The sequence below is a fragment of the Vibrio sp. T9 genome (genome assembly GCF_003123985.1).
Lineage (GTDB): Bacteria > Pseudomonadota > Gammaproteobacteria > Enterobacterales > Vibrionaceae > Vibrio > Vibrio diabolicus.
In genome coordinates, this window is record NZ_NIGY01000008.1 from 156,734 (window position 1) to 178,374 (window position 21,641).

The 21,641-nt window shown below is 45.3% G+C and carries 5 protein-coding genes; 2 read left to right on the forward strand and 3 right to left on the reverse strand.

Annotated features, from left to right (window positions below; genetic code table 11):
* Window positions 1–740: 740 nt before the first annotated feature.
* The gene (locus tag CBX98_RS17495; protein WP_109169883.1) at window positions 741–16,112 is read left to right on the forward strand and encodes a retention module-containing protein; all 15,372 of its coding nucleotides are present in this window, start codon (window positions 741–743) and stop codon (window positions 16,110–16,112) included.
* A 159-nt stretch (window positions 16,113–16,271) separates the two neighbouring features.
* Here the strand turns inward: CBX98_RS17495 and CBX98_RS17500 are convergent, their stop codons facing one another.
* The 3 genes from CBX98_RS17500 to yccS all read right to left on the reverse strand — a co-directional run bounded on the left by CBX98_RS17500 (window position 16,272) and on the right by yccS (window position 19,223).
* Window positions 16,272–16,574, reverse strand: coding sequence for a hypothetical protein (locus CBX98_RS17500; protein ID WP_109169884.1), 303 nt, complete (start codon window positions 16,572–16,574; stop codon window positions 16,272–16,274).
* A gap of 80 nt (window positions 16,575–16,654) precedes the next feature.
* Window positions 16,655–16,885 (reverse strand): hypothetical protein, encoded by a 231-nt coding sequence (locus tag CBX98_RS17505; RefSeq protein ID WP_041853076.1) that lies wholly within the window; start codon window positions 16,883–16,885, stop codon window positions 16,655–16,657.
* A 184-nt stretch (window positions 16,886–17,069) separates the two neighbouring features.
* The gene (gene yccS / locus CBX98_RS17510) at window positions 17,070–19,223 is read right to left on the reverse strand and encodes a YccS family putative transporter (RefSeq protein ID WP_005396670.1); all 2,154 of its coding nucleotides are present in this window, start codon (window positions 19,221–19,223) and stop codon (window positions 17,070–17,072) included.
* Between the two features lie 323 nt (window positions 19,224–19,546).
* On the opposite strand from yccS, the gene helD reads away from it, so the two are divergent.
* A complete protein-coding gene (helD, locus tag CBX98_RS17515) occupies window positions 19,547–21,616 on the forward strand; it encodes a DNA helicase IV (RefSeq protein WP_006742784.1) in 2,070 nt (689 codons plus the stop codon).
* The last annotated feature ends 25 nt before the right edge of the window (window positions 21,617–21,641 follow it).

Below are 21,641 nucleotides of genomic sequence, written 5' to 3' on the forward strand. Positions count from 1 at the left end.
TGGAAAAACCGTGATAAAAGCCTCAAATCAAGGTTAAGAGAAGGTTAGCGATTACGCAAACGTTTAGGACGGGAATTACTGATAATTTTACTTATTGTGTTGATTGATAATAACGATGGTATTAATAGCTCTCACATCATTGAAAGTGGGGGAATATTTACATATGATTGAAAATGATAATTATTTTCAAGTGTGATGTTTATGTATTTTCTTATTAGCTTGCTCGTATTTTTTTTACTGTATATCAGGACAAAGCCGAATTCGTGGTGCTCGGGAATTCATATTGTGAGCCACATTTTCATGGTTATATTTTGTCCAACGATTTATGTCATTCAATATTTAATCGTCACGTTTTTCTCGTCACCAATATTGATTAAGTTGTCATCACGTTCAGGTGTATACAACATTCTTATTGCTTTTCTTCCATTATTGATTGCAACCGGTAGTTTGGCGTTTAGCTGAGCGTTTTCATCTATCTTCTTTTTTAAAACGACTACACTTATACGGAATAAGATATCAATTTCATATAATTAATCGATATTGCGGCGTTAGGACATGTGTCACATTTCTGTGACTACTAGTAAGTTTTACTTACTTTGCTCATTAGTGCACCATTTATCGATTGTTTAATGAGTTGATACTTAGTCTAATCGTCTAAAGGTGTGCAGTATGCCGCACTAAATCATTTAAAAACTATCTAAAAAGGTTAATGGGAAACGTAGGCCATTAGCGGAGGTCAGATGAGTACGCAAACCGTGCCGCAGAACGCGATTGTAAATGCTGTTAAAGGTGAAGTCTTGGTTTTAGGTCTGGATGGAAAAGTCAGGTCTATAAAAGCGGGGGATGAGTTAATATCTGGCGAAGTGATCATTACTGAAAATAACGCTTCTCTTGATGTACAGATACATAATGAGCTGTATCTGGTTGATGCTAATTGTGTCGCGTGCCTTCCAGAACCTTCTTTTGAACAACCAGAAACCTTGCTGCAATCTCCAGTGAATGGCCAGGTTACTTTCGATCCAACATCTATCGAAGGTGCTAACTTTGACGCTAATGATGTCGCGGCTATCCAACAGGCCATTTTAGATGGTGCTGACCCGACTGCTATTTTGGAAGCAACGGCTGCTGGTGCTGGCGCTGAAGGCTCAGCCAATGCTGGCTACGTGACGGTTGAATATAATAACCCGGAAGTACTCGCGTCTACTTTTTTTGAAACGTCTGCAACTCGCAGCGGAGAAGATGATCGCGACGAAGATGACGGTTTGAATGTCACGATTTTTTCTGATGGTGGGCAGTCACTGCAATCTAGCGTAATAGAAGGCTCAATTTCTCTATCTAGCTACCCGCAAACCATTTCTTCTAGTGTGCTGGTTGAAGCAGGGGATCTCGCACTTGATACTGCTTCATTTGTACCTGAAACGTCCTCATTAGAGTCTTTGTTAACCGAGTTAAATAGTGACATTACCTCTGGTGGTCAGCCAGTGGCGTTCGTTTATGACGAAGCGCAAAATGCCATTATCGGCACTCAAGGTGGTAACGAAGTGCTTCGTATCGAGATCGAAGCGACATCTTTAGGCCGTGATTTAGAGTTAGAGGTCGTTACCACGATTAGCCAGGGTATTGACCATGTGGCGTCCATCGCTGATGGCCAAGTATCTATCGTCGGTGATCAAATCAATATCGCTTTTGACATTACAGGCGCAGATATTGGTGGTAATAGCATTCAAGCGCCTATCGATTTTACGACAACCGTTATTGATGGCGATGATCCTTCGCCGCAAAACGTTACTTTTGAAAACGTTGAATCTTCTTCTACACCAATCACTGGCACTTTTGTTGATATTGGTAGTGATCAATTGGCAACGGTCACGTTTAATCAAGAAGGACTTAGTCAGTTCGATGGCCTACTAAGTGATAATCAGGCGACAGAAGCGGTACTCTCTGAAGACGGCAGTACTATCACCTTGTCCATTGCTGGCTCGAATGAAACCGTCTTAACCATCAGTCTGAACACCGATGGTACCTACCAATTTGAGCAATTTAAGCCGTTAGAACAAACAAACGGTGAAGATACGATTGAGCTCTCTTTACCAACCACAATCGTTGACTTTGACCAAGATACGGCAAGCAATACCTTTACGATGTCCATTCTTGATGGCGATAATCCAGTGATTGAAAACGTGACGGGATTGTCTTTAGACGAGGCGGGGGTTGACCAAGGTTCACAGGAAGGCGCGGCAGTAACAAGTGGTACCGGGTCGATCACGACAGCGGTCGGTAGTGATATCATTGACCACTATGAGTTGGAACCTACAGAGTTTAACGTTGGTGGAGAACTCCAATCTCAAGGGCAGGTTGTTCAACTGGAACTCGCGTCCGAGAGTAACGGCGTGCGCACTTACGAAGGCTTCATCGAACTGGATGGCGTGCGTATTACCGTATTTGATGTGGCGATCGATGCCCCTGCATTGGGCGAATATCAATTCAACTTGTATGAACAACTCGACCATACGGGTGCTAATGATGATGCGCTCACTTTCTCACTGCCAGTTTACGCGGTAGATGCGGATGGCGATCGCTCCTCTATTACCCAAGGTTCGAACACACCAGAAGCGGCGCAAATTGTCATTCAAGTTCAAGATGACGTTCCTACGATTGATGGCGTTGATGCGCTAGCCGTCGATGAAGACGATTTATCAAGCATCGGCTCCGATCAAAGCGATTCTGTGCTCGCGCAAGGCAGTTTCACGACGACTCAGGGCTCAGACCGTGTTGTAAGTTATCAATTAGAGAGCGGCACTGATCCACTCAATGGGTTGGAATCACAGGGTCGATCTATCTCTCTGACGGAAACTGTCAACTCAGATGGCAGCTTTACCTATTCTGCAACGGCAGAAGGGGACGCTATCTTCACCTTACAAGTGAACCCTGATGGTTCTTATTCATTTAGTCTTGAAGGCCCGATCGATCATGCTGTGGGTAGCGATAGCTTAACTCTAGACTTCACTATTGTCGCAACGGACTTTGACGGTGACACCAGTTCACTTGTTCTACCGGTTACCATTGCTGATGATGTGCCAACCATTAACGACGTTGTTGCTCTTACCGTCGATGAAGATGACTTAAGTTCGGTCGGCTCCGACCAATCACAGCCAACGTTGGTTGAAGATCAGTTCACGACGACTCAGGGTTCTGATGGCGTCGTACAGTATCAGTTGGATGTAAATGCAGATCCTTTAAATGGCCTACAATCTCAAGGGCAAACCGTCTCCATCGCCGAAACGCAAAATGCAGACGGCAGCTACACCTACAGCGCAACGGCAAATGGCAGCGCAGTCTTCACATTAATTTTGAATATCGACGGCTCGTACAGTTTTGAGCTGCAAGGTCCAATCGACCATGCGGCAAATAGCGACAGTTTAACTCTTGATTTTAGTGTTATTGCTACTGATTTCGATGGTGACACAAGCCAAATTGTACTGCCAGTCACCATCGTGGATGATAAACCGACCATTACCGATGTGGATGCGATTACCGTTGATGAAGATGACTTAGGCACGATTGGTTCGGATCAGACTGACCCGATTTCAATCGATGGCAACTTCACCACCACACAAGGCTCGGACCGAGTGGTGAGTTATCAGCTTGATGCTTCTGCAACACCAGTTGACGGCCTTACATCTCAAGGCGTGGCAGTCACATTAACTGAAACCGCAAACGGTGATGGTAGCTTTACTTACGAGGCGACAGCGGGTACTGAAGCGGTCTTTACGCTAACAGTGAATACTGATGGTAGCTATAACTTTACGCTTGAAGGCCCAATCGATCATGCTGTCGATAGCGATGAGTTAACGCTCAACTTTCCAATCATCGCAACAGACTTTGATGGTGACACCACAAACGCGACTATCCCTGTCACCATCGTGGACGATAAGCCAGTTATCACTGACGTAGATGCCATTACGGTTGATGAAGATGATCTAGCGTCAATTGGTTCAGACCAAAGTAATCTAATTTCTATTGATGGCAGCTTCACCACCACGCAAGGCTCAGACCGTGTGGTGAGCTACCAACTCGATGCTTCATCAACACCAGTTGACGGTTTAACGTCGCAAGGTGTAGTGGTCACGCTAACTGAAACTGCAAATGGTGATGGCAGCTTTACTTACGAGGCGACAGCGGGTACTGAATCGGTCTTTACGCTGACAGTGAACACTGATGGTTCTTACAACTTCACGTTAGAAGGTCCAATTGATCACGCGGTTGATAGTGATGAGTTGACACTAAACTTCCCAATTATCGCAACCGACTTTGATGGCGACACCGTCACTGAATCCATTCCAGTCACGATTGTTGATGATGTACCGACCATCACAGCGGTGGATGCGTTAAGTGTCGATGAAGATGACCTTAGCGGTGTGGGTTCAGACCCAGGCGGCGATCTGTTTGTTGAAGGCGCGTTTACCACCACTCAAGGCTCAGACCGAGTGGTGAGCTATCAACTGGATTCAACCGCTGATCCTGTTGCGGGCCTGACGTCTCAAGGCGAGGCGATTACCTTAGTTGAAACCGCGAATGGTGACGGCAGCTTTACCTATGTCGCGACCGCAGATGGTAATCCTGTTTTCACCCTAAACGTCGCAACTGATGGTACGTATGACTTTACGCTTCAAGGCCCGATTGACCATGCAGCTAATAGCGACAGCCTAACGATTGATTTCCCAATTGTTGCCACCGATTTTGATGGTGATACGACCACGGCAACCATTCCAATTACGATTGCGGATGATGCGCCAATCATCGATAATGTTGTGCCTCTGGCTGTAGACGAAGATGATTTATCAGGCATTGGCTCAGACCAAAGCGACGCAGTGTTTGTGGAAGGCGCGTTCACCACTACCCAAGGTTCAGACCGTGTGGTGAGCTACCAACTTGATTCAACTTCTGATCCTGTCGCAGGTTTAACTTCTCAAGGTGAGTCTGTTACTTTGGTAGAGACTGCGAATGCCGATGGCAGCTTTACTTACGTGGCTACCGCTGATGGCAATCCTGTTTTCACCATGAATGTGAATGCTGACGGAACATACAACTTCCGTCTGGAAGGGCCAGTCGATCACGCGTTAAACAGCGATGAATTAGTTCTGAACTTCCCAATCATTGCAACAGACTTTGATGGCGATACGACGACGGCGACCATTCCAGTCACGATTACTGATGACGTTCCAAGCATCGACAACGTTGTTCCACTGACAGTAGACGAAGATGATCTCGCCACAATTGGCTCAGACCAAAACGATGATGCGTTTATGTCGGGTTCTTTCAGCACAACTGAAGGCTCGGACAGTGTTGTTAAATACCAGCTTGATGCAACCGCGGATCCTCTAGCAGGGTTAACTTCTCAAGGTGACCCTGTTGTGCTTGCTGAGACGGCAAACGGTGATGGTAGCTTTACTTACACTGCCACAGCAGATGGCAATGCCGTATTTGAATTAGTGCTGAAGCCAGATGGCAGCTACACCTTTACTCTGCAAGGTCCACTAGACCATGCGATGAATAGCGACAGCCTACAAATCGATTTCCCGATTATCGCAACAGACTTTGATGGCGACACTTCAACTAAAATACTGCCTGTCACTATTGTTGATGATCAGCCAAGCATTACTAATGTTGATGCGATCAGCGTGGATGAAGATGACTTGGCGACGATTGGCTCTGATCAAAACGAGTCCGTGTCGATTGATGGTCACTTTGTCACGACGGGCTCTGATCATGTTGTGCGTTATCAGTTAGACGCGTCCTCTAACCCTGTTGATGGCTTAACCTCACACGGGGTAGTGGTGACAATGACGGAAAGCGCGAATGCGGATGGCAGTTTTACCTATACCGCTACCGCAGGATCAGAAGCCGTATTTACCTTGACGGTGAACAGCGACGGCAGTTACAACTTCACGCTTGAAGGTCCAATTGACCATGCAACAGGTAGTGATGAGCTGACGCTGAACTTCCCAATCATCGCGACAGATTTTGATGGTGATACCACCACAGAAACGATCCCAGTCACCATCGTCGATGATAAGCCAACTATTACCGATGTCGATGCGATTACCGTTGATGAAGATGATTTAGGCACGATTGGCTCAGACCAAACTGACCCGATTTCAATCGATGGCAACTTCACCACCACACAAGGCTCTGACCGAGTGGTAAGCTATCAGCTCGACGCTTCTGCAACACCAGTGGATGGTCTGACATCACAAGGCGTGGCGGTCACGCTGACTGAAACCGCAAATGGCGACGGCAGCTTTACCTACAAAGCAACGGCAGGCACAGAAGCAGTCTTTACGCTGGCGGTGAATACTGATGGCTCTTACAACTTCACGCTTGAAGGGCCAATCGACCATGCTGTTGATAGCGACGAGTTAACGCTCAACTTCCCAATCATCGCAACAGATTTTGATGGCGACACGTCTGCTGAGACAATTCCTGTCAAGATCGTTGATGACAAGCCGACGCTTGGTGGCATCGAAGCAACAAGTGTGCAAACGGTTGACGAGGACGATATCCCAACAGTGGGATCTGATGGTACGCAGGCGAACAGCATTGCCGGTAACTTCATCGCGACTGATGGCTCTGATGGCATTGTGGAGTACGGCGTTTCTGACCTAACGACGCCAGTACAAGGCCTGGCCTCTGGTGGTCAATCATTGGTTATGGTTGAAGTATCAAACGCAGGTGGTGTTTCAGTTTACGAAGCACGTATTGATGGCACGACGACACCAGTATTCCGTGTGACCCTCGATGCCTCTGATGACAGCTACACGTTCGATTTGCTGGCTCCTCTCGATCATCCAAATGCTGATGGCCAAAATGAACTGGTCATCAATTTGCCGATAAACGCGACTGACTTTGATGGAGACGTGTCGAACGACATCACCTTACCAATTACGGTTGTGGATGATGTTCCGACCATTGATGGTTTACTAGCAGGCAGCGAACAAACCGTTGATGAAGATGACCTACCAGCAGGTACTGATGCTGCAAGTGCAGAAGATACTGTTATTTCAGGTACTTTTGATATCACCGAAGGTGCTGACCAAGTTGCTTCTATTCAGCTTAGTGACCTGACCACGCCTGTTGCGTCACTGACTTCAGATGGTGAAGCTATCAGCTTAGTTCTGTCTTCTAGCGCAAACGGCGTGAACGTATACCAAGGTATCGCTGGTAATCCTGCTGAAGTGGTGTTCGAACTGACGTTGGATGCAACGAACAACACCTACGAGTTCGATTTACAGAAGCCGCTTGATCATCCAGATGGTAATCAGCAAAACGAGATTGTTATTAACCTCCCTGTGACGGCGACAGATAATGATGGTGATACTTCACCAGCCTTCACATTGCCAATTACCGTTGTGGACGATGTTCCAGTTGTTACCAATATTGAAAGTCTACGTGTAGACGAAGATGACTTACTTCTTGGTTCTGATGGCACTAAAGAGCCATTAACGGTATCGGGTGAATTTGAAGTAACCAGCGCAGATGGTATTGATGCTTTCGAATTGGATCTGAGCTCAAATCCTATCCCGAATCTGAAATCGGGTGGGGAAGACGTCACGCTTTCTCAAGACGTTAGTGCTTCAACTGCTGACGCGCTTGTTTACGTGGGACAAACTCCGAGCGGAGTGACTGTTTTTACGCTGACACTTCATCAAGATGGTAAATACGACTTTGAGTTATCTGGTCAGTTAGATCACGCGGTTAACTCTGATGAGATTTTGTTGAATCTACCTGTGAAGATTACAGATGGCGACAACGATACCATCACTGCGACCTTGCCAGTGACGATCGTAGATGACAAGCCAACCATTGATGCTATTAGCTCTGGTAGTACCTTGTCTGTGGATGAGGATGATATTCCAAGCCAAGGTTCGGACGACACGCCAGAATCCAATATCATTGGCGGCAACTTTGACGTTACGGATGGTGCCGATTCTATCGTTAGCTTCCAGTTGGATAGCTTGACGTCGCCTGTTTCTGGACTTACCTCAGGTGGTCAACCGCTTGAATTGGTTGAGTTCTCAAATTCAAATGGTGTGATTGAGTACCGAGCCTATGTACAAGGTACGACGGATACCGTCTTTAAACTGACGCTAAATGGTTCAGCAGACAGCTATGAATTTGAACTGTTGGGTGCACTTGATCATCCTGCGGGTAACGATGAAAACTCGTTAGTCATCAACTTCCCAGTCAACGCGACCGATTTCGACGGCGATGTGTCCAATAATATCACCTTGCCGATCACCGTGGTGGACGATGTTCCAGCGATTGTGAAATTGACAGACTCTAGCCAACAAACAGTCGATGAAGATGACCTTGCTGGTGGCTCAGACACGACAAGTGGCGATTCAACGGTATTAACTGGTGGATTTGAAGTCGTTGATGGTGCGGATGAGATTGTCAGTTACCAAGTTTCTGACCTCAATGCGGTTGTGTCTGGCTTAACTTCAAACGGCAACGGCATCGAGTTGAATGTGGTGAGCTCGGTTGGTGGTGTAACCAGTTACGAAGCGGTGATCACTGGCACATCAACTAAGATCTTCACGTTGTCTCTTGATGCGAATAACGACAGTTACCAATTTGAACTGTTGGGACCAATCGACCATGACGCTGTTCAAGGTGAAAACAACCTTGTCATTGATATCCCAATTACAGTTACAGATTTTGATGGTGATACGTCATCATCATTGAACCTTCCAATCACCATTGTTGATGACATTCCTGAAATCACATCAGCAGATCCTTTGGCTGTTGACGAGGATGACCTTGCTAATGGCTCTCAGGCAACCAATAAAGACAGCCTAGAAGCAACGGGTAATTTCGATACGGTGGAAGGGGCAGATACGGTTGTCTCTTACCAGTTGGATCTTACTTCTAACCCGATCCCAGGAGTAACTTCAGGTGGCCTCGCGGTGACGTTAGTTCAAACCGCGGTAAGCAACAACAACTTTACTTATCAAGGTCAAACACCTGATGGTAACTCAGTGTTCACGCTAGTTTTGAACGCTGACGGCTCTTACAAGTTTACGCTTGAAGGGGCGCTAGACCACTCAACCCAAGGCGAAGATACACTCATACTTGATCTCCCAGTCTTCGCGACCGATGTCGATGGCGATACGGCCGGTATTAACTTACCAGTGACGATTACCGATGATGTTCCAACCTTGTACGATGCATCTATTTCGCGTGTTGAGGGGCAAGGCAGCCGCACGGTTTATTTATTCCAAGACCCTGTAGAAGCTGATGACGATCTTGGTGCTGACGGCGCACAAATAACTTCATTTTCGGCTGATGATTCAGGCATTTACTTTAAGCAAAACGGTGTTGATTCCGATTCTGTCGATTTGAACGGCAGTGACCAAGTTGTGTACGTTCACAAGGTTCTTGACGGAGTGGATACTGAAATCGGTCGTCTGATTGTTCGAACTGATGGCCGTGTGTCATTCCGTCCGAATGACGATCTTGACCATACAGAAACCGACTCGATTGATTTCACCATCAACGTTGTTGCAACCGATGGTGATGGTGACATTGCTGATGCCGATGTGGATATCTCGATAAGAGACCGTAATGCGCAAATTGACACGTCTACCGTTACTGCGTTCGAGGACCAAGGGCGTGATGGTGTCGTTGTGGGCGTTGACTCTGCAAATACTCAGGACAACTTGTCGACGCTGGATGTGACGCCGGCGAAAGTCGATTTGGTTATCGATTTGCATGATATCGATCGTAACGAAAGCTTAGGTGATATCACTATTCGAGATGCAAGCACGCACAACGGTACGTTCTATTACCGAGATGGCAGCGGGAACTTCATTGAATTGACACCAGTAGGTGATACGGTTGTTCTCGATGCCTCGAATGTCGAGCAATCATTTAGTGGCGAGCTGGTCTCTTTAGATAACTTGTATTTTGTCCCAGATCGTCATACCTCGACTGACGTTTCAGGTATTGATCCTCGTATTCGCGTTGAAATACTGAACAATGGCTCAGCTGACCACGTTATTAATGGTAATTTGAATATTCAAGTTGAGAGTGTGGCAGATATTGCGACTTGGACGACGAGCAGCGAGTTCAACTATTCTGTCGATGAAGACGGAAACAACGTCGCACTTAATATCACGGCGGAAACTCAGGATACTAGTAATCCTGAAGATATAGTGTACGAGCTCATCTTTACACAAGGGGAAGATAACGCAGAGTTAGTATATTCGGATGGTAGCGCGATTCCAAAAACTGGTGGTGTTTATCTCGTAGATGCCAGCCGAATTGGTGACGTTCAAATTGACCCAATCGATAATTTCTCGGGCGAAATCAAGATTGATGTAACCGCGATTACAACAGAAAACAATAATCCGTTATCAGGGAAGGAAACGGCACGTTCAGAGACAGAAACTATCATCATTGATGTTAACCCAATCGCGGACCCAGGTAGTTTTACAGTCAACCGAATCAATGTCTTTGAGGATAACGCTCGAACTCAAGACACCGTCAATCCTGTTACGGATCATGATCCACTTCAGTTAAGTGAAGTGATTACCATGAAGCCGTCTGCGGATTTAGATGGTTCTGAAGCACTGTTTGTGCGTATTTCTGACTTCTCAATTGATGGCGTTACGTTAGTGTGGCTTGATTCAGCAAACCCAAGCCAAATAGTGGAAGTGACCGATTCAAGCGGCAATGTACTCTATTACGAAGTGCCAGAATCTGAGTTAGCCAACGTCGAAGTGCTTCCTCCGTTGCACAGCAATGATGACTTTACTTTCAACGTTGAAGGTATCGTAAAAGATACGGCATCGTTATCTAGTGGGGTTGCCGAAGATATGTTGTCACTAGGCAGCAAAACAGTGATCGTCGGTGTGAAAGGCGTAGCTGACATACCATTTATTGAGCTTAATGATAAATCAGGGATCTGGCATGAGTTTAATGACGGCAATGTAAGAGGTATTGAGACTAATATCGATGAGAATGGTCAAGTAGAGTTGGGCTTTAGTGTCATCTCTGGCGAGTTACCAGATAACCCGAATGATCACTCAGAGTCGGTTACGGTTCTGCTGTCCAATATTCCGGCAGGTGTCGAGGTATTTGATAGCGATGGTGCATCCGTCGATCTGACCTTTGTAGGCTATGACGCGCAAAATCAGCCAATCTATGAAGCCAATATCACCACGGCGAATATTAATTCTGGAATTGTTATTAAACCGGAAGCGTCATCGACGGAGAACATTCATATTACAGCGACGACGATCGTCACAGAGAATGATGGTCACAGTCGAACCTCATCGGGTGAGATCCGAATTATTGTCGCTCCTGTCATTGATGCGCAAGATAACTACACGGTTCAATCAGAAGGTGATGAAGATACACGCTTTAATATTGATTGGAAGCCAACGTTGGCTCAAAGCCCTGATACAGACGAGTTCTTTAGTGAGGTGACGATTTCTGGATTTCCTCCAGGCAGCACGGTTTATGTCGATGGCGTAGCACAAACATTGGTTTCTGGAACATTAACACTTTCGCCACTAGCGAACGAGTCGGAGCAAGACTTTTCTGCTCGAATCTCTCAAAGCGGGTATGTCCAGGTGCAATTAGAGCAAGACTCTAGTACTGACTTTGATTTGAATACTACGGTGACGGTGAAAGAGATTGACCACGAATATGTCGATGCTTCTAATCCAGGGCAGGGAATTGCAGAAAAAACCATCAATGGCATGGTGCATGTCCAAGTCAATCCAATCGTTGAGCCAGAAAATACAACAGGATCGCTAGACGCCCAGACACGTTTGCTTGTTACTGAAAGCACTGGCGTTGTCACTGACATCGTGAAGTCAGACGGTCAAGGGAACATTGATTTTACGATCAATACTTCAACGGGTGGGGAGTCTGGTGCGAATATCATCAAATACCAAGAGTTTGACGCCTCTTCAGATGAAGTGGTGACTCAGCTTGTTGTTCAGTTCCACAATGTCGACCCTGAGATTCTCAATCAATTGGTCATTGTTGGTGCATTGAACGAAGGCGGCGGTCGATGGACAGTCATTGACGAAGAAAACTTCTCGATTAAAGCGCCTTCGGGTCTTGATTTAACGCCAAACGACGACAGCGATGATGGTGACAACGGCGGTCTATCTCAAATTGGGTTAACCATCTATGCCGAGGTCAACGATTTAGGTGAAGATGCCGTTGAAAAAGACGCAACAGTAGTAAGAGAAACTGACGTGACACTTGAGTTTCCGACGGTTCTCACGCCGCAAACAAGTGTTGCAGCTGAAATTCAGGTGGCTGATGACGTCCAAATTGAAGCATCGGAAGATAATGCGATCGACCTTGGCACTCAATTGACGTCGAAAGTCGATGCGATTAATGCGGATGGTGTGGAAGATGTTTTGACTGTTGTTATTGATCCATCCGCACCCGGTATTCCTCCAGGCTTGGTGATAACAGGCACTGATATCGATTTTGTCAATGGTAAATACGTTTTCCAAGCAGATATTGATGCTAGTGGCAATATCACAGGTTTGGACGGTTTAACGATGCACTTGGCAGAAGATTATGCTGGTGATTTCGAATTGCCTGTGAGGTTTGTCACCAAAGACACAGAGTCTGGCGACGAAAAAGAAAACAACGTGCGAATTCCAGTTCAGGTTTTACCGATTGCAGATGTTCCGAGTTCGGCGGGTGATCAGCCATTAGATGGTGATGTTACACCAAATGTGACAGTGGATATCACAGGTACTCTCGGTTTAGACGCGAACAAACAACCCGTTGATGACCTAAATAACGATGTACCAACGGCGGATGGTGTGGGTTATGAAGATGGTTTAATCCAGCTTAATCTGAATGTCGATTTTGCCGACCGTTATAACAATATCCAAGGTGGTCAGGAAACGCTAACGAATATTAAGTTAGCACTCGATGACACAACACTGGGGGAGTTTGTTGACGCAAATGGCAATAGCTTAGGGACAAGTATTGAGTTTAATGAAGCTGAGATTTTAGCGGGTGCGCTTGATAATGTTCTGTTTAAGCCGAAAGAGAATTATCCCGTAGGTGGGGGACAAAACACCGTCAAGATTAATATTGAAGGAGAGATCACGGACGAGGCTGTATTTGATCAGTCTATCCTAAATAACCCTGGCGATAATATCGATATAAGAACTTTTACTGATGACGTGACATTCGAAGTTACGCCAGTGGTGGACGATATTACGATTACAGGTGCCGATCCTACGAAGCCAATTACCGTGGTTGGTGACGAAGATACTTTAATTTCGTTGAATCAATCAGGCTCTGGGGTTTCGATCAGCTTAAACGATAATGATGGCTCTGAAAGTTTCGTTTCACTCAAGTTAACAGGGATCCCTGATGATTTTGTCGTGCAATCCAATTCCTCTGATTATGTTGTTAAGAACAACGGCGGAGGAGAATGGAGTATTCAGCTAAAAGACCTTACTCAGACATCCGTTGATTTGAGTGACATCCAAATCAAACCGCCGAAAAACTTCAGTGGCGAGGCAGAGATTGGCATTACCGTGTTCATCCAAGAAGAATTGTTACAAGTACCAACAGAGCGAACTAATAACTTTACGCTGGTTGTGAATCCTATTGGCGATGATGTCGATGTGAATCCTGATACTTCAGCTGCGGGGAATGAGGGAGAAGATATTGTTATCAACGTCAATGCGCTGGTGGTTGATAACAAAGAGTCCATCGGAGATGGCGCAACCTACCAGGAAAATGATCCAGAGACGCTGAGAGTTGAGATTTCAAATGTCCCTGATGGGGCGAGTGTTTCATTACCTGATGGAACGGTGTTTACTGACCAAGGAAATGGCGTCTTCGTATTAGAAATCGATGCTCAAGATTTGGATCAAGTGGTCTTTAATTCTGGTGATCGCAACGATAACTCATGGGGTGGGTCACTGCATTTCAAAGTGCAAGCGGTTGATACCGGGCTCGATGGTCGCCAAAGTTTAGGTTCAGCCGAGGAGTTTGACGTAGCTGTTGATGTTGAAGCGGTGAATGATCGACCGGAGTTCGCGAATGTCATTGACGTTGAAACACCAGAAGACAACGCTATCCTGCTGGATACATTTGGTATTTCGGATGTGGATGCGGTACTTGATGATCCTACCGCAGAGTATGTCTTGAATATTGCTGTCGATAGCGGTTACTTGGCGCTCAATCCATCGATTATTGCCAATTACGGATTGACGGTTTCTGGAGACGGCACGGGTTCAATTGAACTGAAAGGAACCGTATCTGACCTTAACGCCGCTATCGCTGATGGTTTAGTGGAGTTTAACCCAGCGCTTAACTTCTTTGGTAACGTCAATGTCGACATCTCTGTCGATGACCAAGGCAACGAAGGGATTGTGATTAGCGGTGTCGATGAAACACTCAATTCAAATAGCAGCCAATTTGTAATTGAAGTCACAGAGGTGAATGATGCGCCAACAACATCGGAAGTGACGCTGACAAGTATTGATGAAGACAGCGGTGCTGTTATTGTTACCGCAGCGGACTTGCTGGTTAATGCGGTTGATATTGAATCGGACAATTTAACCGTTAGCAATGTTACGCTTGTCGACCCTGCAGCAGGGACGCTTACTCAACTGAGCTCAACGGAGTGGAGCTTTGAACCTGCTCCTGATTTTTACGGGGATGTAAGCTTTAATTACGATATTACGGATGATGGCATGACCAATGGCGTCTCGGATCCGAAGACCGTCAGTGGCTCAGCCGTGATGACAGTGCAGGCGATTAACGATGCTCCGGAGATTGATGGCTCAATGGTCACAAATACGATTATGGAGTCATCGGATCAAAAAATCTCAGGTTTCGAAATTACCGATGTTGATTTTGCAGGTATTCATGAGAATGAAATCATGACGGTGTCACTCAGCATCGATGAGGGTAATATAAGTGTCGTTATCCCGGCTGGGAGTGGCATTACTCAAGGCGTTGGTTTAGCGGGTGAAACTGTACTGATGGGGACCTTGTCTCAGCTTAATAGTCTTTTCGCTTCGACGGATCCGGATGTCGGTGTATTTATTGATGCCAGTGATGTGAACAGCAATTCTATTGCGCTTACCGTTACCGCTGATGACAATGGTATTTTCTATGACAACTTAACGGGTACCTCACTACAAACATCAGAAACGTTTGATATTAACGTAACGCCTGTCGCTGACGTACCAAACTTGGCCATTGATCAGAACTTTAGTTACATTCAAAGAATTAGTGCGAGTCAAAGTGCAAGCCGTCAAGGCATCGCGCTGGTGGGTATTATGGCTGCGTTGACCGATGTCGATGAAGTACTGGCCTTAGAGCTCACAGGCGTGCCAAGAGGAGCTACGATCACGAGTGAAGCTACAACATCGAATATTAGCTTTGATGGTACAACATGGACTGTTCCAGAAGATGAAATTGATACGCTACACATCAATAATGCGATCCCGGGAGATTACGATATTACATTGACTGCGGTTTCTACTGCATCAAATGGTGACCAAGCGTATTCAACGCCATTAGATATTAATCTAAACGTTACGCTAAATAGTCAAGATATTGATCAGTCTGCTGAAAGTGAAGACAGCTATCTTATTGGTAGTGATGCAGGCATTACTTTAGCAGCAGGTACGGGAGATGATTATATCCTAGGAGGAGATGGAGATGACGTGCTTATTGGCGGACTAGGCTCTGATATTCTGACTGGTGGTGCGGGTAGCGATATCTTTAAATGGACAGAAGACACGGTGGATAATGGTGCGATTGACACCATCACTGACTTTAGCGTCAATGAGGACACCATTGACCTCAAAGACGTGATCGCTGATTTGAATGACCCAACGGCGGGTATTGATGATTTACTTGCGCACATTCAAGCCGATTACGACGCATCAACAGAAAATGTTTCTCTGAACATTACGACGGATGCAAATGTCCAGCAAACCATTGTGGTGGAAAACTTAGGTACATCGATAGACTTCAACGGTCTTAGCTCCAATGAGATTGTAGAGTCATTGCTGAATCACGGTGTTATTGATAACGGATAAATTTGGATTCAACATAAAACGGGCGGCTTTAACAAGGCGTCCGTTTTTATTGGGAGTTATTGGTTTTTATCGAGACTTATTGAATCGAAATAGCACAACATTAGGTAGCAAAAGAGGGCTTGTTACGGATTTGTAGTGACAGGTCGGAACTAAGAAGTTTTAGACGTGAATATCGAGTAAGCTGCCAATGACTTCATTGTTTTTCTCAATGACGGACGCACCCACTCGGTTGTAACCTGCAGCTTGCGTAAGGTTGATGAGTGATTCAACTTTTTGAGAGGGGAGGCTAGGAGTTGAAGCGGTTATTGCGACATCTGCCACTTTAGCCAAATCGATGTTGTGAGAAGCGATCTCTTCTTTCATTTTACCTAAATTATCATTAATGCCATGCGCGGCTTTTTCAGCCATCTGCTGTGACATCTGAACAATTTGGTGCCCAGATTGAATTCCTGATACAGGCATATCACCACTCCCAATACTATGCTAATGAGAGCATAGGTGGAGTTTATAAAACGTTCAAGTGTTTTATATCAATGATTTGATTAAGCAAACAGTTTAGAAAGCATTTCTCGCTCTTCAACAGAAAGTACTGGGTTTTGCGTTTTGTTTAACTTTACGCTTATCTCACCCTGTAATGATTTCAACTGACTCGCCGTTAAATCGCTGAGCTTTTGTTTAAGTTCATTAAATTGTTGTGCGTTCATCTCAATACCCTCGTTGTAATTCGGTTTATCCTTCATTTCCCGAAATTCTTCGTCCTTTGGATACAACATATTTATTCAACCTAGATAGATTAGAATTTGATCGATTGCTTTTTGTCCGAATATTGTCAAGGTGCGTTAAGTGATACGTCAGATTTTTCCTATGAAGGTACATAATTACCCACTTTGGGGTAGATAGAAAAGTAGAAAGAAAAAAGGAAGCGACAATCCGCTTCCCTTTTCTATCCGTGTGTTACTAGTTAACCCTCACTGCAAACTTACTGGCGAGTGAATGTAGCTCTGGGAGCATGCGATAGATAAGGTGAAGTTGCTGCAATACCATGCGAGCGGAACTATCATCTTCATCTCGCCACTCATTTAAGCGTTGCTCAAGTCCTGCGTCGTCAATATTAGATAAATCGCACTCTTCGCAATGCTGGTGAAGCTGTTTATGGAGTACGTCTAAATGCTGATGAATACAGCGGTGCGCATCTAAAACGAGCTTATGAATTGACTCATCTTCAATGCGAGTTCGGTGCGCACCAAGAGCAGAAATATAGTTCAGCATTGCGTGATTTAACGTTAAGAAGCGGAAGCTCTCATCAACGGCAGCACGATATTTACCAGGTTCCGCAAGCATTGTACTGATGGCAGAAGAAAGTGAGGCATCACTGTTATGGGCCTGACGACGAGCAATGCGATAGCTCAAGTTGTCCTTTTTACCAATTCGATACTGACCAATGATCTGATCGAGATACTGTTTGTTAGCATCTATCGCATCCGACATGACTTTGTGCAGCCTTCTCGATTGCCAATCTGGCAAAATAACCAGTACGGCTCCTACAGCAAGCACACACCCGATGAGGGTATCGGCCAGTCGAGGAAGCACAACCGCGTAACCTTCACCTAACTGGTTGAATAAGAAGAGGACCAGTAGTGTGATAAAACCAGTTGCGTATCCGTAATTGTTCATCCGAAAGGCGAAAAACATCACGCCAGAAATAACGATGAATACTAACTGGCTTTCTTGAGAAGGGAAGAAAGTCAGTAATGGTACGCCAATTAACAAACCGGCTAATGTGCCTATGACTCGCGCTGTCAGCTTTTGACGCGTTGCACTGTAGTTTGGCTGACACACGAAGAGAGTGGTTAAGAGTATCCAGTAACCTCGGTCGATGTTGAATACTTGAATGATTCCATAACCAATCGTCAAGGCAATCGACATACGCAATGCGTGTCGAAACAGCATCGAATCTTTGTGTAAATTCGCGGATATACGCTGCCACATGGCTTTTAATGTGTGCGGGTTAGTATCGGCGAGCGTATCTTCCTCTAGGCCCTCAACATCTGGGTTGTTAATGTTATTCAGTTGCTTTTCTACCGTCGCTAAGTTATTGAATAAATATGTTAACTGCATTAGCAGACGTTTCCAGTGTCCTTGCTTTTGTTCTTCTAAGTAAGCAAGTGAATTTTGCACTTCAGCTAAGGCCAAGATGGACTGATCGGTATGTGAGTATTCATTCCCTAGCTGAATCGCTAATGCAATATCACGACACGCTTGGGCTTGAGATTCCAAAAGATATTTAAAGCGAAACAGCACATCAGAACGTTCAAATTCAGTTGCTAAATCTTGATAGCGGTAATGGCTAGAGCTGACTCGTTCGTGGATGTCTTGAGCGATGAAGTAGATATTTAAGAATCGGTCACTAGGGCCATCAATGTGGCCGCGTTTCGAGCGGTTTAGTAATGTGGCTTTGCAAGCGTTTAGCGCCATCACCGTCGCTGCGTTGCACTTGGCGGCTTCAATCCGAAGTGGCTGTGGCGTTAGGTTGGTGACAGGGTGAAAAAGCTTGGCTTTCGCATCGAGATAATTTGCCATTTGGAAGAACACATTGGCTAAGCTTTGTTGCACAGGCTGAAGAGGCCAAAATATCTGCCAAATCATCGACATGAAGTAATACCAAGCCGCACCAGTTAAAAGCAGCAGTGGCTGAAACCAAATGTTGGTACTCTCATGTGCGCCAAGCATGGTGTAAATGGCGATCAGCAAAGAGCCAAAAGCAATGCTCGCATATTTAGGACCTATCGCTCCAAGAATGATAAAACCAAAGGTTGAGATAAATAACCCTAATGCAAATGCCCAAGGGGTGTCGAATAAGATTTCAATTGAGAAAGCGGCGAGCGCAAAACAGAGAAAAGTCAGAATCAGCGCTTTGATGCGCCCAGTGAAGCTGTCATCACTCTCTGCCAAAGCAGCAGCAATAACGCCCAATATTAGAGGCGTGATCAGCGTGTTTTGCTCGAAGTACCAAGTCGGGATAACCACACCCAGTAAGGTGATTAGGATAAGAACGCTGTAATTTATGGTCTTGTTTGCCCAATAGAGCCGAAATTTAGAAGTTGCTTGCACAATGCGCCTTATGTTTCCGATGAAGAACGGGGGAATACTACCAAACCCACTATAGCGCGTTTATGATTTACTTTAAGAAAAATTCGTTGTTGTCGATAAAATCAACAGGGATGTCATTGACTTATACTAAAGCAGCCTCGCAATGTGTCTATAATTGTAAAGTCAGCTTCAAATAGAATGAGCTTTAGGTTACTAAATCGACAGTAATGTGAATTTTATTAAAGAATAAAAGAAGATGCTTACTTAGGTGCTCGCCATTGCTACAATTTGGCGCCTTAAAATGATATAAATCGACAACTTCTAAATTAAAAGGCGCACGTTTCATGCAGCTAACTGCCACTAGCAAAGCACAGTTTTTTATTCAAAATGAGTACCATCACGTCGAAATAAAAGAGAACAGTGTTTTATTAAGCTCAATAGGCAGTGAAGAACATATTCCTTTTACGATCTGGAATGGCAAAGTTAGCGTAAAGCGTGGGTTGTTATGGAGCTCTTTGCAGTTTTTTGCTCATGAGCACGAAGGCAAACAACAAAGTTGGCTAGTACAAGGGCTACCGTGGCCACAATGCCGTAAGTTTGCTCTTGAAGCTGTTCGTCAGTATCAAGAATGGCACAATACTCAGTGCCGAAAACTGGCTGAGTATCTACCTAAGTGGGAAGAAGAGCTCTACAAACTTAAGCATCTTCCTGCCTATCTATCGCACTCTCAAGTGGTCTCCTGGGTGGAAAGTCTTAACCAAGAGTTAAGCGAAATGAAAACCACTCTAGAAGAAGCCAAAATGCGGATGCCGAATCGCATGGCGGAAATCGAACCTTGGCTTATTGATACGTCTGCGACGCTTGGTGAGCGTAATCGTGATTGGCTTGAGGAAGAACGTCCGAATTGGGAAGTGCTGTTTAATCGCATAGAATCTTCGCCTTTAAACTTATCCCAGCAATATGCGGTGTTGCTCAACGATGATCACAACTTAGTCCTTGCTGGCGCAGGCTCTGGCAAAACCAGTGTTTTAACGGCTCGAGTTGCATACTTGCTGCAAAGCCACCAGGCTCAAGCAGAAGAGTTGCTTATGCTGGCTTTCGGTCGTGATGCCGCGACTGAAATGAAAGAGCGTTTAGTGGATAAAGTAGGCATGGCCGCAGACGGTGTGCGTGTGAATACGTTCCATCAACTAGGCTTATATATACTTAATCAAGTTGAGCAACAGCCTGTTGAGATCAGTCCGTTGGCGTTAGATGACAACCAGCGAACGGCATGGTGTGTAGATTGGCTGAAAAAGCATTGGATGACGCCTACTAACTTTAAACGTTGGCAAAAACATTTAGACAAATGGCCGATTGCCTATTTAAAAGGGGACGATGAGTTAGGAAGTCACTCAGAAAACCCAAAACTGATCGCGTGGCTAGACTCTCAGTTGTCTCACTTAGCTGCGGTAGGGCTAACCAAAAAGCAAGTGCAAGAAAAGTTGGTAAATCACCAAGACTATACTCGTTTAAACAGCGAACTCGCCTTGTGTTGGCCATGTTTTACGGCGTGGCAGAAAATGCTTAAAGAAAGCAATCAAGTGGATTTCCCTACCATGATCAGTCGTGCGACAGATTATGTAAATAAAGGGAAATTTGTCTCTCCATGGCGCTTCATTATGGTCGATGAGTACCAAGATATCTCTCCAGACCGTTTAGCGCTGATTGAAGCACTGTGTGAATCCACTCAGAAACAAGCGGGTGCGACGTTGTTTGCGGTTGGTGATGACTGGCAGGCCATCTATCAGTTTGCTGGTGCGGACGTCGATCTTATCACTGGGTTTAAAGAGCGCTTTGCTCACTCTACCGTTCATCATCTAGATACGACTTATCGTTTCAACAATCAGATTGGTGATGTGGCAAACACTTTTGTGCAGCAAAACCCATCGCAATTGCCGAAAACACTAAATAGCCACAAGCAACGTAAGCAGAAGAGTGTGCATACCGCACCGAGTAACCAAGTTGAAAAGATCTTGGATCAATTGAATCAACAAGCCAAGCAAACCAAGTCCGTCTTATTGTTAGGACGTAATCATTATCATAAGCCCGACTTGTATGACGATTGGTTGCGACGTTTTCCTAATCTCGATATTCGTTTTATGACTTGCCATGCGAGTAAAGGGCGAGAGGCTGATTTTGTCATTATTCTTTCTGTGGATGAGGGGCAGTTCCCTGCGAAGAAGAAGCAAATTCACATTGATGGCGCATTGACCGAGTCCAAAGACAAATTCCCTCACGCAGAAGAGCGCAGGCTGTTTTACGTGGCGATTACGCGTGCGAAAGAGAAAGTTTGGATTACGCACACTGGCGCTGGGTCCGCATTTGTTCAAGAGCTCGTCAATGGTGATTATCCGATCATCACTTCGCGTTGAAGGCAGAGTTCTGAATTTTAGAAAC